Genomic DNA, 20,575 nt, shown 5'->3' on the forward strand with positions numbered 1-20,575 from the left:
CGCTTTTGCCCCTGAGTGATCAGGGGCTTTTTTTATCTGGGCATCGGTAAACTAGCGAGCTGCCGCCACGGCGCCATTGAGGAACAGATTCTCGAGCGTCAATGCAGATGTCGCACTGGCCGCGCGACCGCGTCGTTCGGCATCGACAATTCCGTAGACCAGGCTCAGGAACATCTCGGTGAACACAGCAGCGCTGATATCGATGCGGAAAAACCCGGCCTGCTGACCACGCAGGAAGTAGTCGTCCAGAGCGTCGGCATAGGCCCGCCAACCCTGGTTGGCTTCACTGCCGTCAAAGGTGTCCGGGCGGTACTGGAAGAGCAGGAACACCATCATTTCGCGATGCTTGAGATGCTCGGCGATCAACAGGCGCAATGCCGCCAGCGGTTCACTGTTTCCAAGATCGGCATCGGCGATCACTTCACGCAGAACCTGCTCGCCGTAACCTTCCAGCAAGCTGACCAGATTGTCTCGAGTCCCACAAAAGCGATGCAGGGTCGCCTTGCTGACGCCAGCCGTTTCGGCCAGCTCTTTCAGCGTGGCTCTGGGGTGGATCACGATTGCTGCAGCGAGTGCCTTTAGCAGTCGTTCGTCGGTTGCTGAGAGGTTCATGAAAGCGTCTCTGTTGTTTGATTTTGATCATTGTGCAGCAATTGAATCAAAATCGCACCATTTGAGCTATTTTAGGGTCATGTGTGACTGGGTCATAACCAAAAAAAATGCGAGTGGATTACAGTGGACGCACCGGGGCGGGGCTGGTGCAGAACATGCAATCCCTCACCATTTGCGCAACTTATGCTTTGGGCTCGTCCCAGTCGCTACGTGTTGCGGCAGTCAGCGCATCCCAGTCATCAGGAGGGTTGCCGCGTCCCAACATCCTCTCGAATACGGCGTAGGGATCGGATTTGCTGCCTGCGGACCGTAGGGTAGTTTCGTCGTTGACCCATGCATAGACGATGACCTTGGACCTTGAGTCGTAGCGAAAGAACAGCCGAAAGCGCCTACCGATTTTTGCCCGCCGCCAATGCCTGTAGGCGGTGCCCAGCGTGTTGCCTTGGCGGAACTCATCACGGCCCGGATCGGCAGGCACAGCCTCCATGATCAGATGGCTCAATGCCCGAAACAGCTTGACGTTGGCGTTGCTCTCAAAACCTTGCGGGTCGTTCTGCTCGGCCCGGGCGGCGGCTTCTTGCAATTTGCGTAGCTGTAAAGTCACACCTTCATGGAACAACAGTGTCCAGCCATGTCGCAGCATCAGATCGCGACCTCACCATCGATATCTTCGTCCAGGTTTACAGGGTGGTTTGCGTTGGCGAGCAGGGTTTGCGCCAAGTCTTCCGGCAGGGTGGTGAGGTTGCGGCCGCTTCGAATATCAGCTTCCAGCAAACTTAGGAACGCACCGATGGCAGGGTCTTCGTGGGTGGTTTCTACGCGGCTGACCACGATTTCACCCCCGCGTACGTCGAATGCGATCTTGCCACCAGTGTCAATGCCCAAAAGCTGGCGAACGGATTTGGGCAGTGTGACCTGTCCCTTCGAGGTTAGCGTTGCGATTTCGTGGATGGCAGGCATGGGCGTTCTCCCGGATGTATTGATTGAATGGTAAGGAATAATCCTTACTTGGTCAATCTTGGTTTTCTGCTGATTAAGCATAAGCAGAATGAAAGCTCAGACGCACCGCAGCATGAGTTACACCATCCCTTAGGACACGATAGGAGCTTTATACGGTGCCGCGAGTTTTGAGACTGACGCGGATTGATCCACAAATGGTTGGTTATATATCCAGTCTTTACGCATTCTCAGACGATTTGCACCAAAATTGTCCTCAATCTTGTTTACCGCTCCCCATCAATCACGCTAATTTGCGGAAACGCTGGCACAGTGCCGCTATCGGTCGTCCTTCGACTAGTCCTCGCATGCGCACACTGCTGCTCAGCTGGTGCCTACCCTTAAACAGGGCGGGATCATTGATCGTGCGCAGCAACCGTATGAGGATTCTGCGGTTTCGTGTTTGTGGGAAGTGTTATGGATGGCGTGAGCTTCAAGCAGGTAGATCAATATGCCCTGTGTTGTGTCGAGGATTTTGAATCGCCCCTGGTTTCGTAGACACCTCCAAGCCTCATAATGAGGCCCAAATAGGAGGTGCCATGAGTCGTCAGCGTTACCCCGAAGAATTCAAGATCGAAGCGGTCAAGCAAGTGACCGAGAAAGGCAAACCTGTCGCCGATGTCGCCCAGCGCCTGGGCATGTCCGTGCACGGTCTTTACGCCTGGATCAAGGTCTACAGCAAGCCCCAAGAGCAGCGTCAGCAAGACGACGATCAGCAGGCCGAACTGCGCAAGCTACGCGCTGAACTCAAGCGCGTGACGGAAGAGCGAGACATCTTAAAAAAGGCCGCCGCGTACTTTGCCAAGGAGTGCGGCTGAAGTACGCCTTCATCAAGAAGCACTCGACTGATTACCCGGTGCGGCGCCTTTGCCAAACCCTCAAGGTGCACCCCAGCGGCTATTACGCCTGGCTGGCCGAGCCTCAATCTGCCCGAGCAAAAGAAGATCAACGTCTGCTTGGCTTGATCAAACACGCTTGGCTGGAAAGCGGAGGTGTATACGGCTACCGCAAAATTCACGATGACCTGCGTGAGCTGGGAGAGGAATGCGGCCGAAATCGAGTCAGGCGCTTGATGCAGGCGGAGGGGCTGCGTTCTCAAACGGGCTATCGGCGGCGTCCAGGGTTCTATGGTGGAAAACCAACAGTGGCCTCGCCCAACCACCTCGCGCGGCAGTTCAAGGTAAGTGAGCCGAACAAGGTCTGGGTGACAGATATCACTTACATCCGCACCTATGAAGGGTGGCTCTACCTCGCGGTAGTGCTGGATCTGTTCTCACGCCAAGTAATTGGTTGGTCAATGAAGCCAAGGATGTGCAGCGACCTGGCTATCGACGCGATGTTGATGGCTGTTTGGCGACGCAAGCCTCAGCAGCAAGTTATGATTCACTCAGATCAAGGCAGTCAGTTCAGTAGCTCGGATTGGAAAAGCTTTTTGAAGGCCAACAATGTAATCAGCAGCATGAGCCGGCGGGGAAACTGCCACGACAATGCCGTAGCCGAGAGCTTTTTCCAGCTTTTGAAGCGAGAGCGAATCCGACGAAAGATCTACACAACCCGTGAAGAAGCCCGAAGTGATATTTTCGATTACATCGAGATGTTCTATAACCCTAAACGCCGACACAGCAGTGCTATGCAGCTGTCTCCAGTAGAGTATGAGAAACGCTATTTCCTGAGCTTGGAGAGTGTCTAGAAAACCAGGGGCGATTCACCCCCCACTGCGTTGATATGCGCGAACGGTTTGAGCATCTGCGGGACGACCAGTGGGGTAGGGCTGGCGTGAGAGGTGGTCGTACAGATGATGTCCGCATCGGCCAGCGCCATCGGCACAGTGTCGACCGCTTCGATCGGCAGGCTAAGCTCGATGGCTAACCGCTCGGCCAACGCGACGCTCTGTGCCAGGCGCCGCGAAACAATCCGCACCTGCCCCAGATCCCGGATGGCAGCCATGGCCCTCACATGCGCCGCAGCCTGGGCGCCCGCCCCGATAACCGCCAGATTGAGCCGCCCACGCGGACATAGCTTGTCGGTTGCCAGTGCGCTCATGGCACTGGTGCGAATAGCTGTCAGGGCCGCGCTGTCCAGCATCGCCAGCAGCCTACCGGTTTGCGCTTCGATCAGTAATACTGCACCGTTGATCGCCGATAACCCCCGTGCACTGTTATCGGGATGGAACGACGATACCTTGATGCCCAGGGTTTGCTGCTCGGGCAGCAACGCCGGCATGAACAAGGAAAATGCGCTATTGCGTTCCTGAGTGATCATTAGCCGTTTTGGAACCACCGGGGGGATTGACGCAAACCCTCGATGCGCGTCTTCCAGCACACGGACAAGCCTTGGCAGCTCGACACTGCGTTCGATGTCCTGGCGATTGAGCAGCAGCATGCTTTTTCCTTGTTCTATTGATCCATTTGTGAAGATGCGGGCAATTGATTCTCGCGCCAGCGGTATTCAGGCCTGAGTTCCTCCGTCCACAGGCATCGCGATGCCGGTCACAAATGACGCGTCCTGAGAGCACAGCCAATAAACCGCGCTGGCCACTTCCTGGGCTTCACAGACCCGGTTCAGTGGGTGGGTGCCGCCTACCGATTCCAGATCGCCTCCAAGGATGTCCTCCGACAGGGGCGTGCGGACAAAGGACGGGCATACTGCATTGATGCGAATCCCGAACGGAGCATACTCACGCGCCGCGGCCCGGGTCATACCCACGAGGGCATGCTTGCTCGCGGAGTAGACCGAACCGCCCGTGGCACTTGCGCGTATCCCGGCCAGGGAAGCGACGTTGACGATGCTGCCGGCGCGCGCCAGCCTCATCGTCGGCAAGACTGCTTTCATACACTGCCAGGGCGCCTTGACATTGGTGGCCAGGACATCGTCAAACACGGTGTCGTCGTACTCCTCGGTACGCGTGAAAGGCGTGCCTTCGATACCGATGCTGTTGACCAGGCACGTCACCGGCGGATGATTGAGTGAAATGGCCCGAAAGCATTCGGTCAGCTCGCGAGCATCACGCAGGTCGACAGCATAGCCATGGGCCACCCCGCCGACCTCGCGAATGCGGTCGCACACTCCACGGTTCTGCTCGCCTCGGCGCCCGCAGACAACCACCTCGTATCCCTCCCTGGCAAAACGCCAGGCGCAGGCCTCACCAATACCGGAGTTGCCGCCGGTAATCACCGCTAATTTGCTCATGGCATGTTTCCAGGGTTGCTGTTTCACGACGGCCAACGTGTCCTAGCCGATGGGGTAGTCCTGGGAGTGCCCCTTCTTCGGCACCAGGAAGGTCCGCAGGTAATTGATCACTGGCGTTCCGTCTTGCTTGCGACCAATGACTCTGATGGTGACGATTCCCTGGCCGGGGCGTGAGCGCGATTCTCGTTTGAAAACCACCTCGCTCTCGGCGTAAAGGGTATCGCCGACATAGACCGGGTTTGGCAGCCGTATTTCATCCCATCCCAGATTGGCAATCGCCCGCGCACTCATGGTCGCTACGGTCATGCCGCTGACAATCGACAAGGTGACGGAGCTATTGACCAGCAGCCTTTCAAATTCGGTGCGCTGCGCATAAGCCACATCAATATGTGCGGGGTGATTGTTCATGTTGACCAGCGACTGCCAGATATTGTCCAGTTCCGTCACCGTGCGTCCCGGGCGATGTTCGAAGACATCGCCCACCACGAACTCTTCGAAATGCAGGCCGTAGGATTCGCGGTAGCGATTGACGCCTACCTGTTCATGCGCCGTAATCATGGATTCCATGCATCTCTCCTTAAAGTCCCAGTTCCTGGGCGCGCTGGATCACCTTCCTAGCTTGCTTCACGAATGGCGGCCCAACCATGAGGTTCTTCAACCGGGTGATCTTGTCGCCACTGTGCTGTGCTGCCTGCACCACCGCCAAGGCCTGTTCGTAGGCCGTGGTAGAGGGGGTGAAAACGGCATTGATCGTGGCTATCTGCCGGGGGTGGATGGCGGTCTTGCCGCTGAACCCTAGCTCGAGGGTGTCCTGGCATTCCTTCATCAACCCGTTTTCGTCATCAAGATGGAAATAAGCCGTATCGAACGCGGGAATGCCTGCCGCGCTAGCCGCTGCGACGATGCTCCCTCGCGCATGCAGGATATTGTTCCAGCCGCCAATCGGCACGCCGAGGCTGGCGGCGTAGTCGGCAGACCCGAAGATCAATCCGTCGGCCGTGGCGGCGATCTCGTAGATGTCCCGCATGCAGACCGGTGTTTCGACCGTGACCAGGATCTTCGGGCTTTCTCCGCCACGACACAGGTTGGCCCGCACCACCTCGATTTCGGCAGCCGCTTCGGTCATGGCCATCACGATGAACTCAGGCTGGTGTTTCAGCGACTGGACGAGCAAGAGATCGAGCAACCCTTCGTTGTCACGTAGCGGGTTGATTCGCAGCGCCGTCCGTTGCTGCACGCGAGAGCGATAGAACTGCTCGACACATGCCCGCGCCTGGGCTTTTTGCCCGTGGGGCACACCGTCCTCCAGGTCGATTACCATGACATCCGTCAAGGCACTCTTGGCGTACTGCTCGGGGTTGAGCGCGGAGCAGTACAGCAGGCTTCTCGGTACATGATGGGTCATCGTCATGTGCTCAACCATGGGCAACCGGCTGGCCCTGACGGGCCAGTTCGACCTCGGCGCGAACAGCGGCGCAGAAATCACGAATATCTTCATGGGACATGTCGGCACGCATCATCACGCGTAGCCCCGACTTGTTCCTAGCGACAATGGGGAAGAACACGGCCGAGGTGTAATAGCCGCGCTTGAACACACCCTCGGAAACGCCGACCGCCATGTCGGGGCTGTCCAGCGGGACGACGCGAATCGGCAAGCCGGATCCCGCATGCTCGGTGGAGAACAAGCTGTCGAACAGCTGGATGTTGGCGTTGAGTTTTTCCTGCAATACACCCAGCTCAGGGGACTGGTGAATGTCCAGCGAAGCGATCGAGGCGCCGATGGTGGCGGGATTGACATACTGAGAATAGGACATCGGCCCACCGAAGCGGCGGAAAACCTGCTGATAATTTGCGCGCTCGGACATGAATATCCCACCACCGTTGGCCCCGAAGGCTTTGGCCAGGGAGTACACCAGCATCGTCCGTGGATTGAGCTCCGGCATGAAAGTGCGAATGTAACCTTCGCCTCGTTCGCCATAGGCACTCAAGGAGTGTGAGTCGTCGAAGTAGAGAAACAGTCCGTACTTGTCCTGTAACTGCAGAAGATGCTCGATAGGTGCACTGCCGCCCATGCTGTAGGCTCCGTCGGCGACATAGGCTACCAACGGGTGGCGCTTGCACATTTCTTCGATGAAGTTGACATCATTGTGGTTGCAGGTGACAACTTGGGTTTCATCCCCGCACACGGCCTTGACCTGGTTCAAGGCAAAATGCGCATGCTTGTCGAAGATCATGAACGGACGTTGTCCGTCGGTAAAAATCCCGGCTGCAAGCAATGGCAAAGACGCGACGATTCCGGCGCTGCATGATGTCGCTGTAAAGGCGTTGCACTTGAAATGAGCAGACATTGCCTGCTCTAGCTCATCCAACTCTTTCAAGCGGATCCGGATGCGTGAGGTCGGCAGGTTGACGGTACCGCTTTGCAGCACATAGTCTGCCGCGCGTCTGGCCAGACGCGGATCGGTCTCCAGCCCGAGATAGGAACAGGAGCACATGTTCATGAACGAGTGCCCGTTCAGATCGACCATGCGGTTGCGCTCGACATGCCTGACGCTCAAGTCGGTCAGCCCTGAGTTCTGCGCAAGTTGCCAGGAGGGATTACCAATTTCGACCGTCCTGGCAGTATTGATGTATTGGTTCTTCAAATTAGACATAAACCTTCCATTTGCTTGGTTCAAGCTCGATAAAAGTTGTCTTTGCGAATACGTCGAGCGCTGCTTCGGGTATCCGTATGGGGGCGCAGTGAAGAAACTGACCTGAGTTTCAGTCGTTGACCACAATTGTAGTAGGACAGTAGCCGGTGCTCAGTGCGATTAAATATGGCCAAAACCCAATTTTGATGTCAAGCATTTATTTCTGACAAGTAAATCGAGCTGTCAATAGTCGCGTCAAAGGCAACTATCCTTGAATTATCTAATCCTGGGGCGGTGCTGGCGGCTTCAGCGCCTAAGCGTCTCGCCTCGAACCGAAATCCGATTCATAGTTTCGCTCATTGGAGGCGGTGATCGATCTGTTTAAAGGTGGCGACTGAGTTGTAGGAAAAATCGTCGGAGTGCATTGGGTTTCGTTACAAAATGTTCCTCGAGTATCCTTTTGTACCGCACCCTTGTATCGCACATCTTCAAGATGTCAAAAGTAGAGGACTCATTGTTCCGAGTAGCCATGAAAACAACTTCCGTCAGCCTCTGCGTATAGCGCAGTAATAGGTGTCATTGGCGTGCACCATAGTCGGAGATGACAAGTCTTGCGGTTGCCGTTATTGACTTTCCAACTTCAATCTGGAGCGGCCACCTACGCCGCAATGTTGTCCGGGCATGTCGCTGGGCATGATTTGTACTGTGTCCCGTGACACCGTCAGGGCACTGGCTGACGATATGGGGGGAGGGTTGTGGCGAAAGCATGGGCAGAGATGGACATCAGTCCAACCAAGAAGGTCCCACTCAATGCGCTGTGGTAGGGCGTGGTGCTGTGTCACGGCCGTTCGCTGTGTTCGCTGTCTCGGCTTATCGCGTCGGCGAGTGCCATGGCAGTTGTCCGGCCGGACTGTTGCCTTCATGGCGTTCTGATCAAAGACTGTCCGGATCGCCAAAAAACATCTGTATCCGCGACCGCAACCAACGCTCCGCCGGGTCATTGTCCTGCGCCCCGCGCCAGGCCATGTGCAGCTCGAAACTGCGCACCTCCAGCGGCAGGTCCTCGGCCCGCAGCCCACCCGCCGCGGTCAGCGCGTCCGCCGTGTAGTCCGGCACCGTAGCGACAATATCGGTGCCCGCCAGCAAGCTCCCCAGCCCGTTGAACTGCGGCACCGCCAGCACCACGTGGCGCTGGCGGCCAATTTCCTCCAGGGCCTCGTCGATGAACCCCGACAGGTCCCCGGCAAACGACACCAGCGCATGCGGGCGGGCGCAGAAGTCGTCCAGGGTGATGGCGCCGGGCACACTGTCGGCGCGCAGCAGTTTCGGCATGCTGCGGCGCAGCACCTTGCGCTTGGCGTTGGCTGGCAGTTCGCTGGTATAGCTGACCCCCACCGAGATTTCGCCCGAGGCCAGCAGCGTCGGCATCAGCAGGTAATTGACCCGGCGCACCACCAGCACGATACCTGGCGCTTCGGCGCGAATGCGTTTGAGCAACTGCGGTAGCAGGGCGAACTCGGCGTCGTCCGACAGGCCGATGCGGAACACCGCATTGCTGGTGGCCGGGTCGAATTCGGCGGCGCGGCTGACCGCGGTGGAAATCGAGTCCAGCGCCGGGGACAGCAGGGCGAAGATTTCGTGGGCCCGGGCCGAGGGCTCCATGCTGCGGCCGGTGCGCACGAACAACGGGTCGTCGAACAGGTTGCGCAGGCGCGAAAGGGCGGCACTGATGGCGGGCTGGCCGAGGAACAGTTTCTCCGCGGCACGGGTCACGCTGCGCTCATGCATCAGCGTTTCGAACACGATCAGCAGGTTGAGGTCTACACGACGCAGGTCGTTTCGATTCATCGTTGCGCTTCGCCTAAAGTGGGGCAGAGGTGAATCTTAAGGCCAAAGGCTGGTACCCTGCACGGGTTTAGGGGGACCAATCGCAGGGAAAGTCAGGTGCCCAATCGATGACAGGCATGTCGACTATTAATGACCACTGATGGCCTAACCGGCAAAGCCCGGATAAAGTCCGTGGTAATTAGAGGTTCACAAAGGCGAGGTATGCGATGTCCCGCATGATCCGTTTCCACAAGTTCGGCGCTGCCGATGTGCTCCGTTGCGAGGAGCAGGCCGAACCGTCACCTGCTGCCGACGAGGTACAGATCCGCGTCGAGGCGGTTGGCGTCAGCTGGTATGACGTGCTCTGGCGCCAGAACCTGGCACCGTCCCAGGCACGCCTGCCGGCGGGGATCGGCCACGAGATGGCGGGGGTGGTGACCGCGGTCGGTGAAGGGGTCGAGGATATTGCGGTGGGCGACCGGGTTGCCAGCTTCCCGGCCACCAGTGCCAACGACCACCCGGTGTATGGCGATGTCATCGTGCTGCCGCGTTCGGCCATTACCCGCTATCCGGATGTGCTCACCCCGATCGAGGCCAGCGTGCACTACACGCCGCTGCTGATCGCCTATTTCGCCTACGTCGACCTGGCCCGGGCGAAAGCCGGGCAAACCGCGTTGGTCACCGATGCCAGCCACTGCGCGGGCCCTGCCTTCGTGCAGTTGGGCAAGGCCCTGGGGCTGAAGGTGTTCGCTGCCACCAAGGAGGCGGAACAGCGTGAGTACCTGCTGGGCCTGGGCGCCGACAAGGTGATCGTCACCGAAGAGCAGGACTTGTTGCTGCAGGTCGGCAAGTACACCGATGGCCGTGGCGTGGACATGGTCCTCGATGGCATGGGCGGGCCGCAGATGTCGTTGTTGGGCGATGTGCTGGCACCGCGTGGCAGCCTGGTGCTGTATGGCCTGCAAGGTGGCAACCAGACGCCGTTCCCGGCCTGTGCGGCGTTTCAGAAGAACATCCAGTTCTATGTGCATTGCATCGGTAACTTCACCGGCAAGCCGGAGCTGGGCATCAGCCAGGATCAGGTGGCGTTGCAGCGCGCCCTGCGCGATATCAACCAGTTCACTGCCGACCAGTTGCTGACACCACAGATCATCAAGGTGTACCCGTTCGAGCAGGTGGTCGAGGCGCATCGCTACATGGACCAGTGCCCGTGCGGCGGGCGTGTGGTACTGGACATGGCGCAGCACTGAAAGCGGTCTGCATTATCAGAAGCCCGGGCAGAGTCCCGGGTTTTTTGTGCCCGGTACAGACTGGTTGACGTTTAAAAAAAGAATGTTCCTACAATAAAAAACGACGCAGACTATATTTAAAACAGTCGCTCAGTTTCTCGTCGAAATATTCCGCCAAGCTTTTTGTCTTGAACTGTTATTGCCCGGCAGTCAATGTGTTTTCTCACTTCCGCTGAATGGTTTTTTTACCCTGATCTGTATCTTCTATTCGCCTTGCATCCCTTGATAATGGCTCAATGATGTTTAGCGCAAGGAGCGTGGAATGAGCATGGCTGTGCCCAGGCCAGGGCAGTGTATGGCAGCGGCGGGGCGTCGCGACGATGCGTTTTTCTCGATGTCATGGCGACAGTGACTGGTTACGTCATTACTTCCAATTAGTTGTAGGAAATTTCTTCGGGAAAAGTTCAGGGCATGTTGATGTTCAGGTCCTCTGAACAACGTGCGCTGGCTGCATGAAGTTGATGAGGTGATTTCGTGACTGCTATTCACGACCAGGCAATGCACTATATCTACCAGCAGGTACTCGAGCGCTTGCTCAGTCATATGTCACAAGCGCAGCGTGCTTCCTTGCAGTTGTTGATACAACGGCTACTGGTTGCTGCTGGCGGGCCCGAATACATCGGTACCTACCGCTTGCTGGTGCTGCAGGGCAACGATCGCCGCAGCGCCCGGCTGTTGGCCATGCTGCGTGCCGCACAACTGAGTATCGCCCTGCGCGCGCCGGTTACTTTCCAGCTTCGGGTGCTCGTAGTGAGCCTGCCCGTGGCTGACAGTGCCACGCTCGAATGCCATGAGCGCAGTTTCAATGCGCTGTTCTTGCAGGATGACCCGCGGGTGCAACTGCAGATGATCAAGGGGCGCGAAGTGGTGCCGTTCAGCCGGCATGCCCTTGCCGCGCCCGAGAGCTGGCTGTTGGCCAAGGACGCCATGCTGATGTTCGGTCACCTGGTCGACCCCAGGCCCGAAGCACTGTTGGGGAGTCGCCTGCACCTGGAGCTGGCGGCCGCTGTGGGCTTTGCGCTGCAGGCCCATTCACCTGCGGATGTATTGATCACCGCCATCCCCGCGCGCCAGCGCCGCCGGTACCTGGCCTGGGCACGGCGCAGCCTGCGCCTGGCAGGGGAGCATGGTCCGCATGTGGTGCATCAGTGCCTGGCGACGCTGGCGCAGGGGCTGAGTCGCCTGCTCGGCAACATCGGGGGCTCATCGGGCGTCCAGGCCGAACAGACTTCCGGGGCCACGCCGCAGATTACGCCAGTGCGAGTAATTGCCATTGACGACCTGCTGCCACCGTTGCTCGAAGAGCAGCAGCTCGACCTCATGCTCGGTTGTCGCTTCGAGGCCGCCCAGGAGGCCTGGCCATTGGCCGCGTTCGTCGAGCCGTTGGCCCCGGCGCAGTTGCAGGAACTGCACGCACGCAGTCTCGAGCCGCAGGCAAGTCGCCCGGCATTGCGGCTGGCCGGCCAGCCGGGTGCCAACAAGCGGCGCGATGTGCATCAGTTGCAGTTCGGCAAGACATACGGCATCAACCAGATCCAGCAGGTGTGCCTGCTGTTCAGCCCGTTTGCCAGGCAGGGGAAGAACCTGGAGCGTTTTCTGCAGTGCTGGCATGTCGATATGCTGGTGGCGCTGCCATACCTGCATCGGGCCTTGCAGGGTAAACCCTGCCCTGATGCGGTGAAAAACTGGCTGGTGAACACCAGCGGCCTGCCGCTGGGGCAACTCAGGCTGATCTACGGCGGGGGCCTGCCGCTGGCCTCGTGGCGCCTGATGAGCCACCTGGCCCGTCGCGATATACAGCTGAGGTTGCTGCCACGGCGGGCGGTGGGGCGGCGGCGTGGTCATGCGGGGCCGCCTTGATGGGGCAATCGGGCGCCGGCGAGTTCGCCTATCGCAAGGTATATCGCTACCTGGAAGCCCTGATCGACCAGGCCCCACGCAGTGGCCCGTGCCGTTTACCGTCGTTGCGCGTGTTGGCCCGGCGGTTGCGGGTGTCATTGGCCACCGTGCAGAGTGCCTACAGCCTGTTGGAAGAAGAGGGCCGTGTGCAGTGCCTGCCCAGGTCGGGCTATTACGTACAAGGCGTTGCCAAGCGGGATGCTGGGGCCATGCCTCGGCAGACGCCCTTGCCAGCACAGCCGATGCTGGAGCGTACCCTGTTCACCCACGAGCGGCGCCTGGCACGTCAGCGCACGCACAGTGTTGCCCCGTGGGATTCGCACGGCAGCGCCCGCCTGCGCAATGTCGTTGCCGAACGCTATACCCGTTCCTCCAACCAGTACTGGCGTGCCGAGGATGTGCAGCTGGCCCCGGATGTGCAGGCGTTGCTGGGGACCTTGCTGGCGGCGCTGGCCCTGCAAGGCGGGACCGTGGTGGTGCAGTCGCCCTGCTGCTGGCAGGTGCTGCGCGCGTTGGCACGTGCCGACATGCGTGTGTTGGAGGTACCACTGGATGCCCGCGGCAATCCGGACCTGCGCACCCTGGCCCGGCTGCTGGCCAGCGAGCCGGTGTGCATGCTGGTCATGCCGTCGTGCCTTGGCATGCCGCAGGGGCGGCTGGTTTCACCGCACTACCAGCAGCAGCTTGGTCAACTGCTTGGCCAGCACCCTGTATGGTTGCTGGAAAACGACCTGGACAGTGAACACTGTTACAGCGGCCCGCCGAATGCGCGCCTGCGTGATTGGGTCGACCCCCGCTGGGTATTGGTGATGGGGGCGTTCGATGCTGCAGTGGGGAGCGAGGCGCCCTATGCCTATCTGCTGGGCCATGACGCCGGGCTGGCCAGGGCTTTCGCGGAGCGCGCGTTTCGGCTTGCACCGCTTCGCCTGCAAGCGCTGGCGCACATGCTGGGCAAAGGCGAGATCGAGGCGCAACTGGTACGACTGCGCACGGACCTGCAAAAGCGCATGCAATGCCTGGCGCGTGAGTTGCGACTGCAGTTCGGCCAGCGGGTGGCATTGGAAACGCCGGAGGGTGGCCGGGCACTATGGGTGCGCTTTCGCCAGCCGCTGCCTTGGGAGGGTATTGCTGCAGCGCTGGCTGGCTCAGCACTGCATGCTCTACCGGGCGAGCAGTTCAGCCTGCAGGGCCGCTACCAGCAGTGCCTGGCGATGGCGTGGCTGGGTGATCACCCGGGGGAGCTGCAACAGGCGGTGGAGCGCCTGGCCCAGGTGCTTGAGCTACGCTGCGGCAGGCCTGCCGGGGTTACACCTTGAGCCGCCGGGGTTGCTCGGGCTGCGTGGTCGCGCAGAGAACCAATATCGCTCGTTTGGAGCGTCGTTTGTAGGAGCAGCCTTGTGCTGCGAAGAGGCCGGTACAGACAATAGACAGGCTTTGTCAGTACCGGCCTCTTCGCAGCACAAGGCTGCTCCTACAGAACCTCGCCGAACCAATGATTCGTGTGTTGTTCCATCGCTGGCTAGTCAGCGATTCGCTTGCTCCTGCCCTTGCCGCAAGCGTGTACTGGCCAGCGCTGCAACCACCAGCAACGCGGCGATGATCCACAAGCCATTGCGGGTACTGCCGGTGGTCTGCTCGATCAGGCCCATCACCGACGGGCCGACGAAACCGCCAAACAGGCCGCAGGTGGTGACAAAGGCCAGCCCTGCTGCCAAGGCGCTGCCACTCAGGCGGCTGGAGGGGAAGACGAAGATGATCGACTGCACCACGAACAGCATCAAGGCAGTCAGCGAAAACCCGATCAGGCCGATGAACGAATTGGCGAGCGACGCCAGCAGCAGCCCGGCCGCCATGGTCAGCAGGCCGCCGAACAGCAAGGTGCGGCAACGGCGCGGTGAGGTGGCCAGGCGCGGGAAGCTAGCAGCGCCGATGGCGGCGGCAATCCACGGTACGGCGGTCAGCAGGCCGACCTGGAAGGGCGACAGCGCGCCGTAGGTGCCGATGATGCCTGGCAGGAAGAAAATCACCGTGTAAATGGTGATCTGGTGCACGAAGTACACCACGATCGCCAGCCAGATCTGCCGGTCGCGGAACATCTGCCGCAACTTGCTCTGCTGCGGTGCGGCGGCCCGCTCGGCAGCCAGGCGGCGCTCGATGTCCGCGGCTTCGGCGGCCGACAGCCAGGGCGCCGAGGCCGGGCCATCGGGCAGTTTTTTCCATACCACATAGGCCAGGGCCACTGCCGGTAGGCCTTCGAGCACGAACAGCCATTGCCAGCCGTGCCAGCCCAGCACACCGTCCATTTCCAGCAGGGCACCGCCCAGCGGGCCGCTGAGAATATTGGCCAGGCACACGCCCAGCAGGAAGTAACCCGTGGCGCGGGCACGTTGTTCACGGTCGAACCAGTAGGTCAGGTACAGCATCACGCCGGGGAACAGGCCTGCTTCGGCGACCCCGAGCAACAGGCGCATGACATAGAACGAGGTTTCGCCCTGAACGAAGGCCATGCCCGCCGAGAGCAGGCCCCAGGTGATCATGATGCGGGTGATCCAGAAGCGTGCGCCCACCCGGTGCATGATCAGGTTGCTGGGTACTTCGGCCAGGGCGTAGGTGAGGAAGAACAGGCCGGCGCCCAGGCCGTAGGCCGCTGCCGACAGGCCGAGGTCGATGCCCATGCTGGCCTTGGCCAGGGCAATGTTGGTCCGGTCAAGGAAGCTCATCACGTAGACAACGATGAGCAGTGGCATCAATTTGCGCAGCAGCAGGCCGTTCAGGCGCTGTTCGGTGGTGGCGACAGGGGCGGGCGTCGCTGCAGTACCGGTGAGGATTGTCATTGTTTTTTTCCCCGTTGAAAGTGCTGGTGGTGTGCCGCGCAAAGGCGGCACACCCAGGTAGGTGGGTCAGGAACGGTTGATGTCTAGCCACACCGCGCCGTTGGGGTACTGGTAGCGTTCCAGGGTCTCGGCATGCATTTCGATGCTGTAGCCCGGGCGTTGCGGCGGCATGTAGCGCCCGCGGCGGATTACCACCGGGTCGATGAAGTGCTCGTGCAGGTGGTCGACGTACTCCAGCACCCGGTTGTGCAGCGAGGCCGATACCGCGATGTAGTCGAACAGGGCAATGTTCTGCACGTACTCACACAGGCCGACACCGCCGCCGTGCGGGCACACCGGTACGTCGTACCTGGCCGCCATCAGCAGCACGATCAGCACTTCGTTCAGGCCACCCAGGCGGGCCGCGTCCAGTTGGCAGAAGTCCAGCGCGCCGGCCTGAAACATCTGCTTGAACATCACCCGGTTGTGGCAATGTTCACCGGTAGCCACGCCAATCGGCGCAATGCGCTGGCGGATAGTGGCGTGACCGAGGATGTCGTCCGGGTTGGTCGGCTCCTCGATCCACAGTGGTTCGAAGGCGGCCAGGCGGCGCATGTTGGCGACGGATTCCTCGACGCCCCATACCTGGTTGGCATCCATCATCAGGGTGCGCTCCCAGCCAATTTCGTCGCGCAGGATGCTGGCGCGGCGAATGTCTTCTTCCAGGTCCGCACCGATCTTCTGCTTGATGTGGGTCCAGCCATCTTCCACGGCCTGGCGGGCAAGCTTGCGCATCTTTACTTCGCTGTAGCCCAGCCAGCCCGGCGCGGTGGTGTAACCGGGGTAGCCTTCGCGCAGCATCTGCGCTTCGCGCTCGGCCTTGCCCGGGGCCTTGCGGCGCAGCAGGGCGATGGCTTCTTCGGGGGTGAGCACATCGGTGACGTAGCTGAAATCCAGGCAGCGCACCAACTGCTCGGGTGTCATGTCGGCCAGCAGCTTCCACACCGGCTTGCCCTCGTGCTTGGCCCACAGGTCCCACACGGCATTGATGATCGCGGCGGTGGCCAGGTGGATCACGCCCTTTTCCGGGCCCAGCCAACGCAACTGGCTGTCGCTGACGGTGAAACGGTGCCAGAAACCACCCATGTCCGCCGTGATTTCCTCCAGGCTGAGGCCGACGATCAGCGGCGCAAGCGATTGCACCGCCGCTGCGCAAATCTCATTGCCACGGCCGATGGTGAAGGTCAGGCCGTGGCCTTCGAGGGCCTCGGCGTCGGTGTGCAGCACCACGTAGGCTGCCGAATAATCGGGGGCGCTGTTCATGGCGTCGGAGCCGTCCAGCGACAGCGAAGTGGGGAAACGAATGTCGCGAACGCTCAGGTGGGTAATACGTATGCTCATGGTCGGCTCTTGTTCTGTTCAAGCACTGGGAGACCTGACTGTAGGTTGTCGAGCGATACAGGCATAATCGCCAAATCTTAACCAGCGATACCGGATTCGATATGTCTCGCTTGCCACCCGACAGCGCCCAGGTGCCTGCCAGCCTCGGCGCATTGAAGATCTCCAGCCGGCAGATCACGCTGCTCAACGCCTTGGGCGAGTTCGCTAACCTGCGCCGTGCTGCCGCGGCGATGCACACCACGCAACCGGCAGCCAGCCTGTTGCTGCAACAGCTCGAGGAACGCCTGGGCGTACGCTTGTTCGAGCGTTTGCCCCGGGGCATGCAAGCGACCCTGTATGGCGAAGTGATGATCCGCTATGCGCAGAATGCGCTTCACGAGTTCGAGCACGCCCAGGCGCAGATTACCGAGCTGGCGCGCGGGGCACGGGGCCTGGTACGGGTGGGCAGCGTCATGGGCCCGGTGCCGGGCGTGCTGACCAAGGCGGTACTGGCCTACAAGCGCGACCACCCCAAGGTGCGCATTTCCCTGGAGGTCGGCACCAGCGACACCTTGCTGCCGGCCTTGCTGCGTGGCGACTTCGACATGGTGGTTGGTCGGCTGCCAGACCAGAGCGACAGCCAGGACCTGAACATCGAACTGTTCGAAGGCGGTGAGCAGATGCGTGTTATCGCCCGCGCCGGCCATCCGCTGGCCAATGCCGCCGGCCTGCAACTGGCCGACCTGGTGGCGTTGACCTGGATCCTGCACCCCATCGGCAGCCCGATGCGCCGCCGCGTCGAAAGCGCCTTGCAAGCCGGCGGCATGGTGCAGTCGCTGGATATCGTCGAAACCGCCTCGATCCTGGCTACCACTGCCATGCTCGAAGCCTCCGAGATGATTGCGGTGGTGCCCGATGACGTGGCCAAGCATTATGCCCGCTATGGCATGGTCGCCATCCTGCCGGTGGAGCTGCCGCTGGCCATGGCCAACCTGGGCGTGCTGACCCTGCGCTCGCGGCCCAACTCGGTTGCCCTGGACACCTTGCTGCACTACCTGCGGGCGCAATAGCCCCGCCTTTTCATTTGCCTGAGGCCTGCGTCAATGCCGCCGGACATGACCCATTCCAGCTTTTGCAACTGGATCCGCTACAAGCACCTGGTGTTGATCGACACCTTGGCGCGCACCCGCAACATGCACGCCACCGCCACGCGCATGAACCTGAGCCAGCCGGCTCTGAGCAAAATGTTGCGTGATCTTGAGGAGCAGTTCGGCTTCGCCCTGTTCGAGCGCCTGCCGCGGAGCATGCCACCCACCGAGCTGGGCGAATATGTGGTGCGCTATGCCCAAGGCGCGCTGGCCGAGTCGCAACAGTTTGTTGACCAGGTAAACCGCTTGCGCAATGGCGGGCACGGCTTTATCCGCGTCGGTGGGATCTTTGCCGCCACCGCGCTGGTGCTGCCGCAGGCCATCGCCGCGATCAAGGCACGCAGCCCGTTGCTGTCGATCGAAGTGGTGGAGCATTCCAGCGATCACTTGTTGACCATGCTGGAGCAGAACAAGCTCGACATCATGATTGGCCGCTTCACTGAAGAGCGTTTCAGCCAGCTGTTCGATTTCCAGCCACTGGAGCCAGAACCGTTCAGCCTTGTGGTCAACAGCGAACACCCACTCAACCAGCTGGAAAGCACGCCGCTGACGGCGCTGGGCGACTGGCCGTGGGTGCTGTACCCGGTGGGCACGCCGATCCGCAACCGCCTGGAGCAGGCCTTCCGGGTTGCCGGCATCGCCACGCCTGCCGACAGCGTCGAAACCATTTCCATGCCGATGTTCCTGCAATTGCTGCAGGCGGCACCGATGATCGCCATGTTGCCGCGCTCGATGGTTGCCGCGCAGCTGGCCAGTGGCCAACTGAAAGAACTGCGCAGCCCCTTGCACCTGGCGGCGCTGGAATACGGCGTGGTTACCCGCAAGGACGAGCCGCTGAGCGCTTCGGCCCGGGCGTTTGTCGAGATTTTGCTGGAGGGCGCTCGCCGTCGCCAGGAGGAGCATAGATAAAGCCGATACGCGGTCAACTGTAGGAGCGGCCTTGTGTCGCGAAAGGGCTGCGAAGCAGCCCCAGGGTTTCAGCGCAGAAGCACGAATTGCCGGGGCTGCTTCGCAGCCCTTTCGCGACACAAGGCCGCTCCTACAAGGATCGTGCAGCGGTCCAAGATTGTCTTCAAACGTGATTGATAAACATGCTCTGAGACCATCTTCTGATAACTCAGGGTTATCGTTCGATCGGATCATCTCATTGGGAATGTTGCCCAAGGCTTCTTACAGTGGTCGCAGCCATAACAAGAAGCCAGCCGCACCGCCCTGAGAGGTCCCATGCAACTGATTGCCAAGTCCGGTGACCTTGCCGTCATCCGCCTCAACCCGCTGGACAACGTGCTGATCGCTCGCCAGGCCCTGCCGCAAGGCCTGCGCCTGGACGCCGAGGCGATTATTGTGCGCCAGCCGATCCCCTCAGGCCACAAGCTCGCTACCGAACGTGTCGAGCAGGGCCAGCCTCTGCGTCGCTACGGGCAGATCATCGGGTTTGCCTCGCAGGCCATCGACGCCGGCGAGCATGTACATGTGCATAACGTGCAGATGGGCGATTTCGCCCGTGACTACGCCTTCGGTGTCGACACCCGCAACCAGCCCGGCAGCGAGGCGCAGTTCCAGGGCATAGTGCGCGCCGATGGCCGGGTCGCCACCCGCAATTACATCGGCATCCTGACCTCGGTGAACTGCTCGGCGACCGTGGCCCGGGCCGTGGCCGACCATTTTCGTCGCGATATCCACCCTGAAGTGCTGGCCGACTACCCGAACATCGACGGCGTGGTGGCGCTGACCCACGGCGCCGGCTGTGCGGTGGACCCCAGCGGTGAAGCCCTGGGCCTGTTGCGTCGTACCCTTGCCGGGTACGCCGTACACCCCAATTTCGCTGCCGTGCTGATCATCGGCCTGGGTTGCGAAACCAACCAGATCGAAAGCCTGCTGGAAACCCAGGGCCTGCAGGCCAGCGCCCAGCTGCGCACCTTTACCATCCAGGGTATCGGCGGCACCTGCAAAACCATCGCCGCCGGCATCGAGCAGGTCAAGGCACTGCTGGCCGAGGCCAACCAGGTGCAGCGCCAGCCGGTCAGCGCGCGGCACCTGGTGGTAGGCCTGCAATGTGGCGGTTCCGATGGTTATTCCGGCATAACCGCCAACCCGGCGTTGGGCAATGCCGTCGACCGCCTGGTGGCCGCCGGTGGCACCGCGATTCTCTCCGAGACCCCGGAAATCTACGGTGCCGAGCATTTGCTGACCCGCCGTGCGGTCAGCCGCGAGGTCGGCGAAAAACTGGTGGCCCGCATCCGCTGGTGGGAAGACTACTGCCAGCGCATGAACGCCGAGCTGAACAACAACCCCTCGGCCGGCAACAAGGCCGGGGGCCTGACCACCATCCTGGAAAAGTCCCTCGGCGCTGTGGCCAAGGCCGGCTCCAGCAACCTGGTCGATGTGTACCAGTACGCAGAAGCGGTGCGCGCCCAGGGCCTGGTGTTCATGGATACCCCCGGCTACGACCCGGTTTCGGCCACCGGCCAGGTGGCGGGCGGGGCCAACCTGATCGCCTTCACCACCGGCCGTGGCTCGGCCTACGGCTGTGCCCCGGCGCCATCGATCAAGCTGGCCACCAACAACCGGGTGTTCGAGCACCAGGAAGAAGACATGGACGTCAATTGCGGCGGCATCGCCGATGGTTCCACCAGCATCGAGGAGCGCGGCGCGTTCATCTTCGAACAGATGCTGCGCATCGCTTCCGGTGAGCGCAGCAAGAGCGAACTGCACGGCTACGGGCAGAACGAATTCGTGCCCTGGCAGATCGGCGCCGTGACCTGATCGCCAGCCCTGTGCCATTTCCG

General features: G+C 60.7%; 18 protein-coding genes. 7 read left to right on the plus strand and 11 right to left on the minus strand.

Annotation, left to right across the window (positions count from 1 at the left end):
* Positions 1 to 51 precede the first annotated feature (51 nt).
* From R9B85_RS24020 to R9B85_RS24030, 3 genes are all read right to left on the minus strand, one after another.
* Positions 52 to 612: a TetR/AcrR family transcriptional regulator gene (locus R9B85_RS24020; RefSeq protein WP_423770649.1), complete on the minus strand. Its 561-nt coding sequence runs from the start codon at positions 610 to 612 to the stop codon at positions 52 to 54.
* Between the two features lie 181 nt (positions 613 to 793).
* Complete coding sequence (locus tag R9B85_RS24025; RefSeq protein WP_112253706.1) at positions 794 to 1,255, minus strand: type II toxin-antitoxin system YhaV family toxin; 462 nt, start codon at positions 1,253 to 1,255, stop codon at positions 794 to 796.
* A complete protein-coding gene (locus tag R9B85_RS24030; protein ID WP_085626649.1) occupies positions 1,255 to 1,572 on the minus strand; it encodes a type II toxin-antitoxin system PrlF family antitoxin in 318 nt (105 codons plus the stop codon). The genes R9B85_RS24025 and R9B85_RS24030 overlap by 1 nt, the downstream gene beginning before the upstream one ends.
* Before the next feature lie 575 nt (positions 1,573 to 2,147).
* On the opposite strand from R9B85_RS24030, the gene R9B85_RS24035 reads away from it, so the two are divergent.
* Positions 2,148 to 3,298, plus strand: a protein-coding gene (locus R9B85_RS24035) for an IS3 family transposase (RefSeq protein WP_423770650.1) whose coding sequence is annotated in 2 segments (ribosomal slippage) — positions 2,148 to 2,382 and positions 2,382 to 3,298 — 1,152 coding nt in all. Because the reading frame shifts where the segments join, the coding sequence is not laid out codon by codon here.
* Here the strand turns inward: R9B85_RS24035 and R9B85_RS24040 are convergent.
* The 6 genes from R9B85_RS24040 to R9B85_RS24065 form a co-directional block, all read right to left on the minus strand.
* Entirely contained in the window at positions 3,295 to 3,990 is a 696-nt protein-coding gene (locus R9B85_RS24040) for an ornithine cyclodeaminase family protein (protein ID WP_423770651.1), read from the minus strand. The two genes, R9B85_RS24035 and R9B85_RS24040, sit on opposite strands and share 4 nt — an antisense overlap.
* A gap of 66 nt (positions 3,991 to 4,056) precedes the next feature.
* Positions 4,057 to 4,797, minus strand: a complete 741-nt coding sequence (locus tag R9B85_RS24045) for an SDR family NAD(P)-dependent oxidoreductase (RefSeq protein ID WP_215520990.1) — start codon at positions 4,795 to 4,797, stop codon at positions 4,057 to 4,059.
* Between the two features lie 42 nt (positions 4,798 to 4,839).
* Positions 4,840 to 5,364 (minus strand): MaoC family dehydratase, encoded by a 525-nt coding sequence (locus R9B85_RS24050; RefSeq protein WP_215520989.1) that lies wholly within the window; start codon positions 5,362 to 5,364, stop codon positions 4,840 to 4,842.
* A 10-nt stretch (positions 5,365 to 5,374) separates the two neighbouring features.
* Positions 5,375 to 6,208 carry an HpcH/HpaI aldolase/citrate lyase family protein gene (locus R9B85_RS24055; RefSeq protein WP_252192146.1) on the minus strand — a complete coding sequence of 278 codons (834 nt, stop codon included), beginning with the start codon at positions 6,206 to 6,208 and terminating at the stop codon, positions 5,375 to 5,377.
* Between the two features lie 4 nt (positions 6,209 to 6,212).
* Positions 6,213 to 7,451: an aminotransferase class I/II-fold pyridoxal phosphate-dependent enzyme gene (locus tag R9B85_RS24060; RefSeq protein ID WP_423770652.1), complete on the minus strand. Its 1,239-nt coding sequence runs from the start codon at positions 7,449 to 7,451 to the stop codon at positions 6,213 to 6,215.
* Between the two features lie 912 nt (positions 7,452 to 8,363).
* Positions 8,364 to 9,278, minus strand: coding sequence for a LysR family transcriptional regulator (locus R9B85_RS24065; RefSeq protein ID WP_243432407.1), 915 nt, complete (start codon positions 9,276 to 9,278; stop codon positions 8,364 to 8,366).
* A gap of 206 nt (positions 9,279 to 9,484) precedes the next feature.
* Between R9B85_RS24065 and R9B85_RS24070 the strand changes: the two genes are divergently transcribed.
* The 3 genes from R9B85_RS24070 to R9B85_RS24080 all read left to right on the plus strand — a co-directional run bounded on the left by R9B85_RS24070 (position 9,485) and on the right by R9B85_RS24080 (position 13,761).
* Positions 9,485 to 10,507: a zinc-dependent alcohol dehydrogenase family protein gene (locus R9B85_RS24070; RefSeq protein WP_112249301.1), complete on the plus strand. Its 1,023-nt coding sequence runs from the start codon at positions 9,485 to 9,487 to the stop codon at positions 10,505 to 10,507.
* A 513-nt stretch (positions 10,508 to 11,020) separates the two neighbouring features.
* Positions 11,021 to 12,406, plus strand: coding sequence for a hypothetical protein (locus tag R9B85_RS24075; protein WP_112249299.1), 1,386 nt, complete (start codon positions 11,021 to 11,023; stop codon positions 12,404 to 12,406).
* Complete coding sequence (locus R9B85_RS24080) at positions 12,406 to 13,761, plus strand: GntR family transcriptional regulator (RefSeq protein ID WP_423770653.1); 1,356 nt, start codon at positions 12,406 to 12,408, stop codon at positions 13,759 to 13,761. The genes R9B85_RS24075 and R9B85_RS24080 overlap by 1 nt, the downstream gene beginning before the upstream one ends.
* Before the next feature lie 207 nt (positions 13,762 to 13,968).
* Here the strand turns inward: R9B85_RS24080 and R9B85_RS24085 are convergent, their stop codons facing one another.
* Positions 13,969 to 15,279, minus strand: coding sequence for an MFS transporter (locus R9B85_RS24085; RefSeq protein WP_423770654.1), 1,311 nt, complete (start codon positions 15,277 to 15,279; stop codon positions 13,969 to 13,971).
* A gap of 66 nt (positions 15,280 to 15,345) precedes the next feature.
* On the minus strand, positions 15,346 to 16,659 hold the full coding sequence (locus R9B85_RS24090; RefSeq protein WP_112249296.1) for an L-fuconate dehydratase: 1,314 nt from the start codon (positions 16,657 to 16,659) through the stop codon (positions 15,346 to 15,348).
* A gap of 101 nt (positions 16,660 to 16,760) precedes the next feature.
* Here R9B85_RS24090 and R9B85_RS24095 point away from each other — a divergent pair, with 101 nt between their 5' ends.
* The 3 genes from R9B85_RS24095 (at position 16,761) to R9B85_RS24105 (ending at position 20,552) form a co-directional block, all read left to right on the plus strand.
* Entirely contained in the window at positions 16,761 to 17,708 is a 948-nt protein-coding gene (locus R9B85_RS24095) for a LysR family transcriptional regulator (protein ID WP_112249295.1), read from the plus strand.
* Positions 17,709 to 17,741: 33 nt separating this feature from the next.
* Complete coding sequence (locus R9B85_RS24100) at positions 17,742 to 18,695, plus strand: LysR family transcriptional regulator (protein ID WP_112249294.1); 954 nt, start codon at positions 17,742 to 17,744, stop codon at positions 18,693 to 18,695.
* 315 nt (positions 18,696 to 19,010) lie between these two features.
* A complete protein-coding gene (locus R9B85_RS24105) occupies positions 19,011 to 20,552 on the plus strand; it encodes a UxaA family hydrolase (protein ID WP_112253896.1) in 1,542 nt (513 codons plus the stop codon).
* Positions 20,553 to 20,575: the final 23 nt, after the last annotated feature.

This window comes from Pseudomonas sp. NLJ1 (assembly GCF_049486705.1).
Taxonomy (GTDB): domain Bacteria; phylum Pseudomonadota; class Gammaproteobacteria; order Pseudomonadales; family Pseudomonadaceae; genus Aquipseudomonas; species Aquipseudomonas inefficax.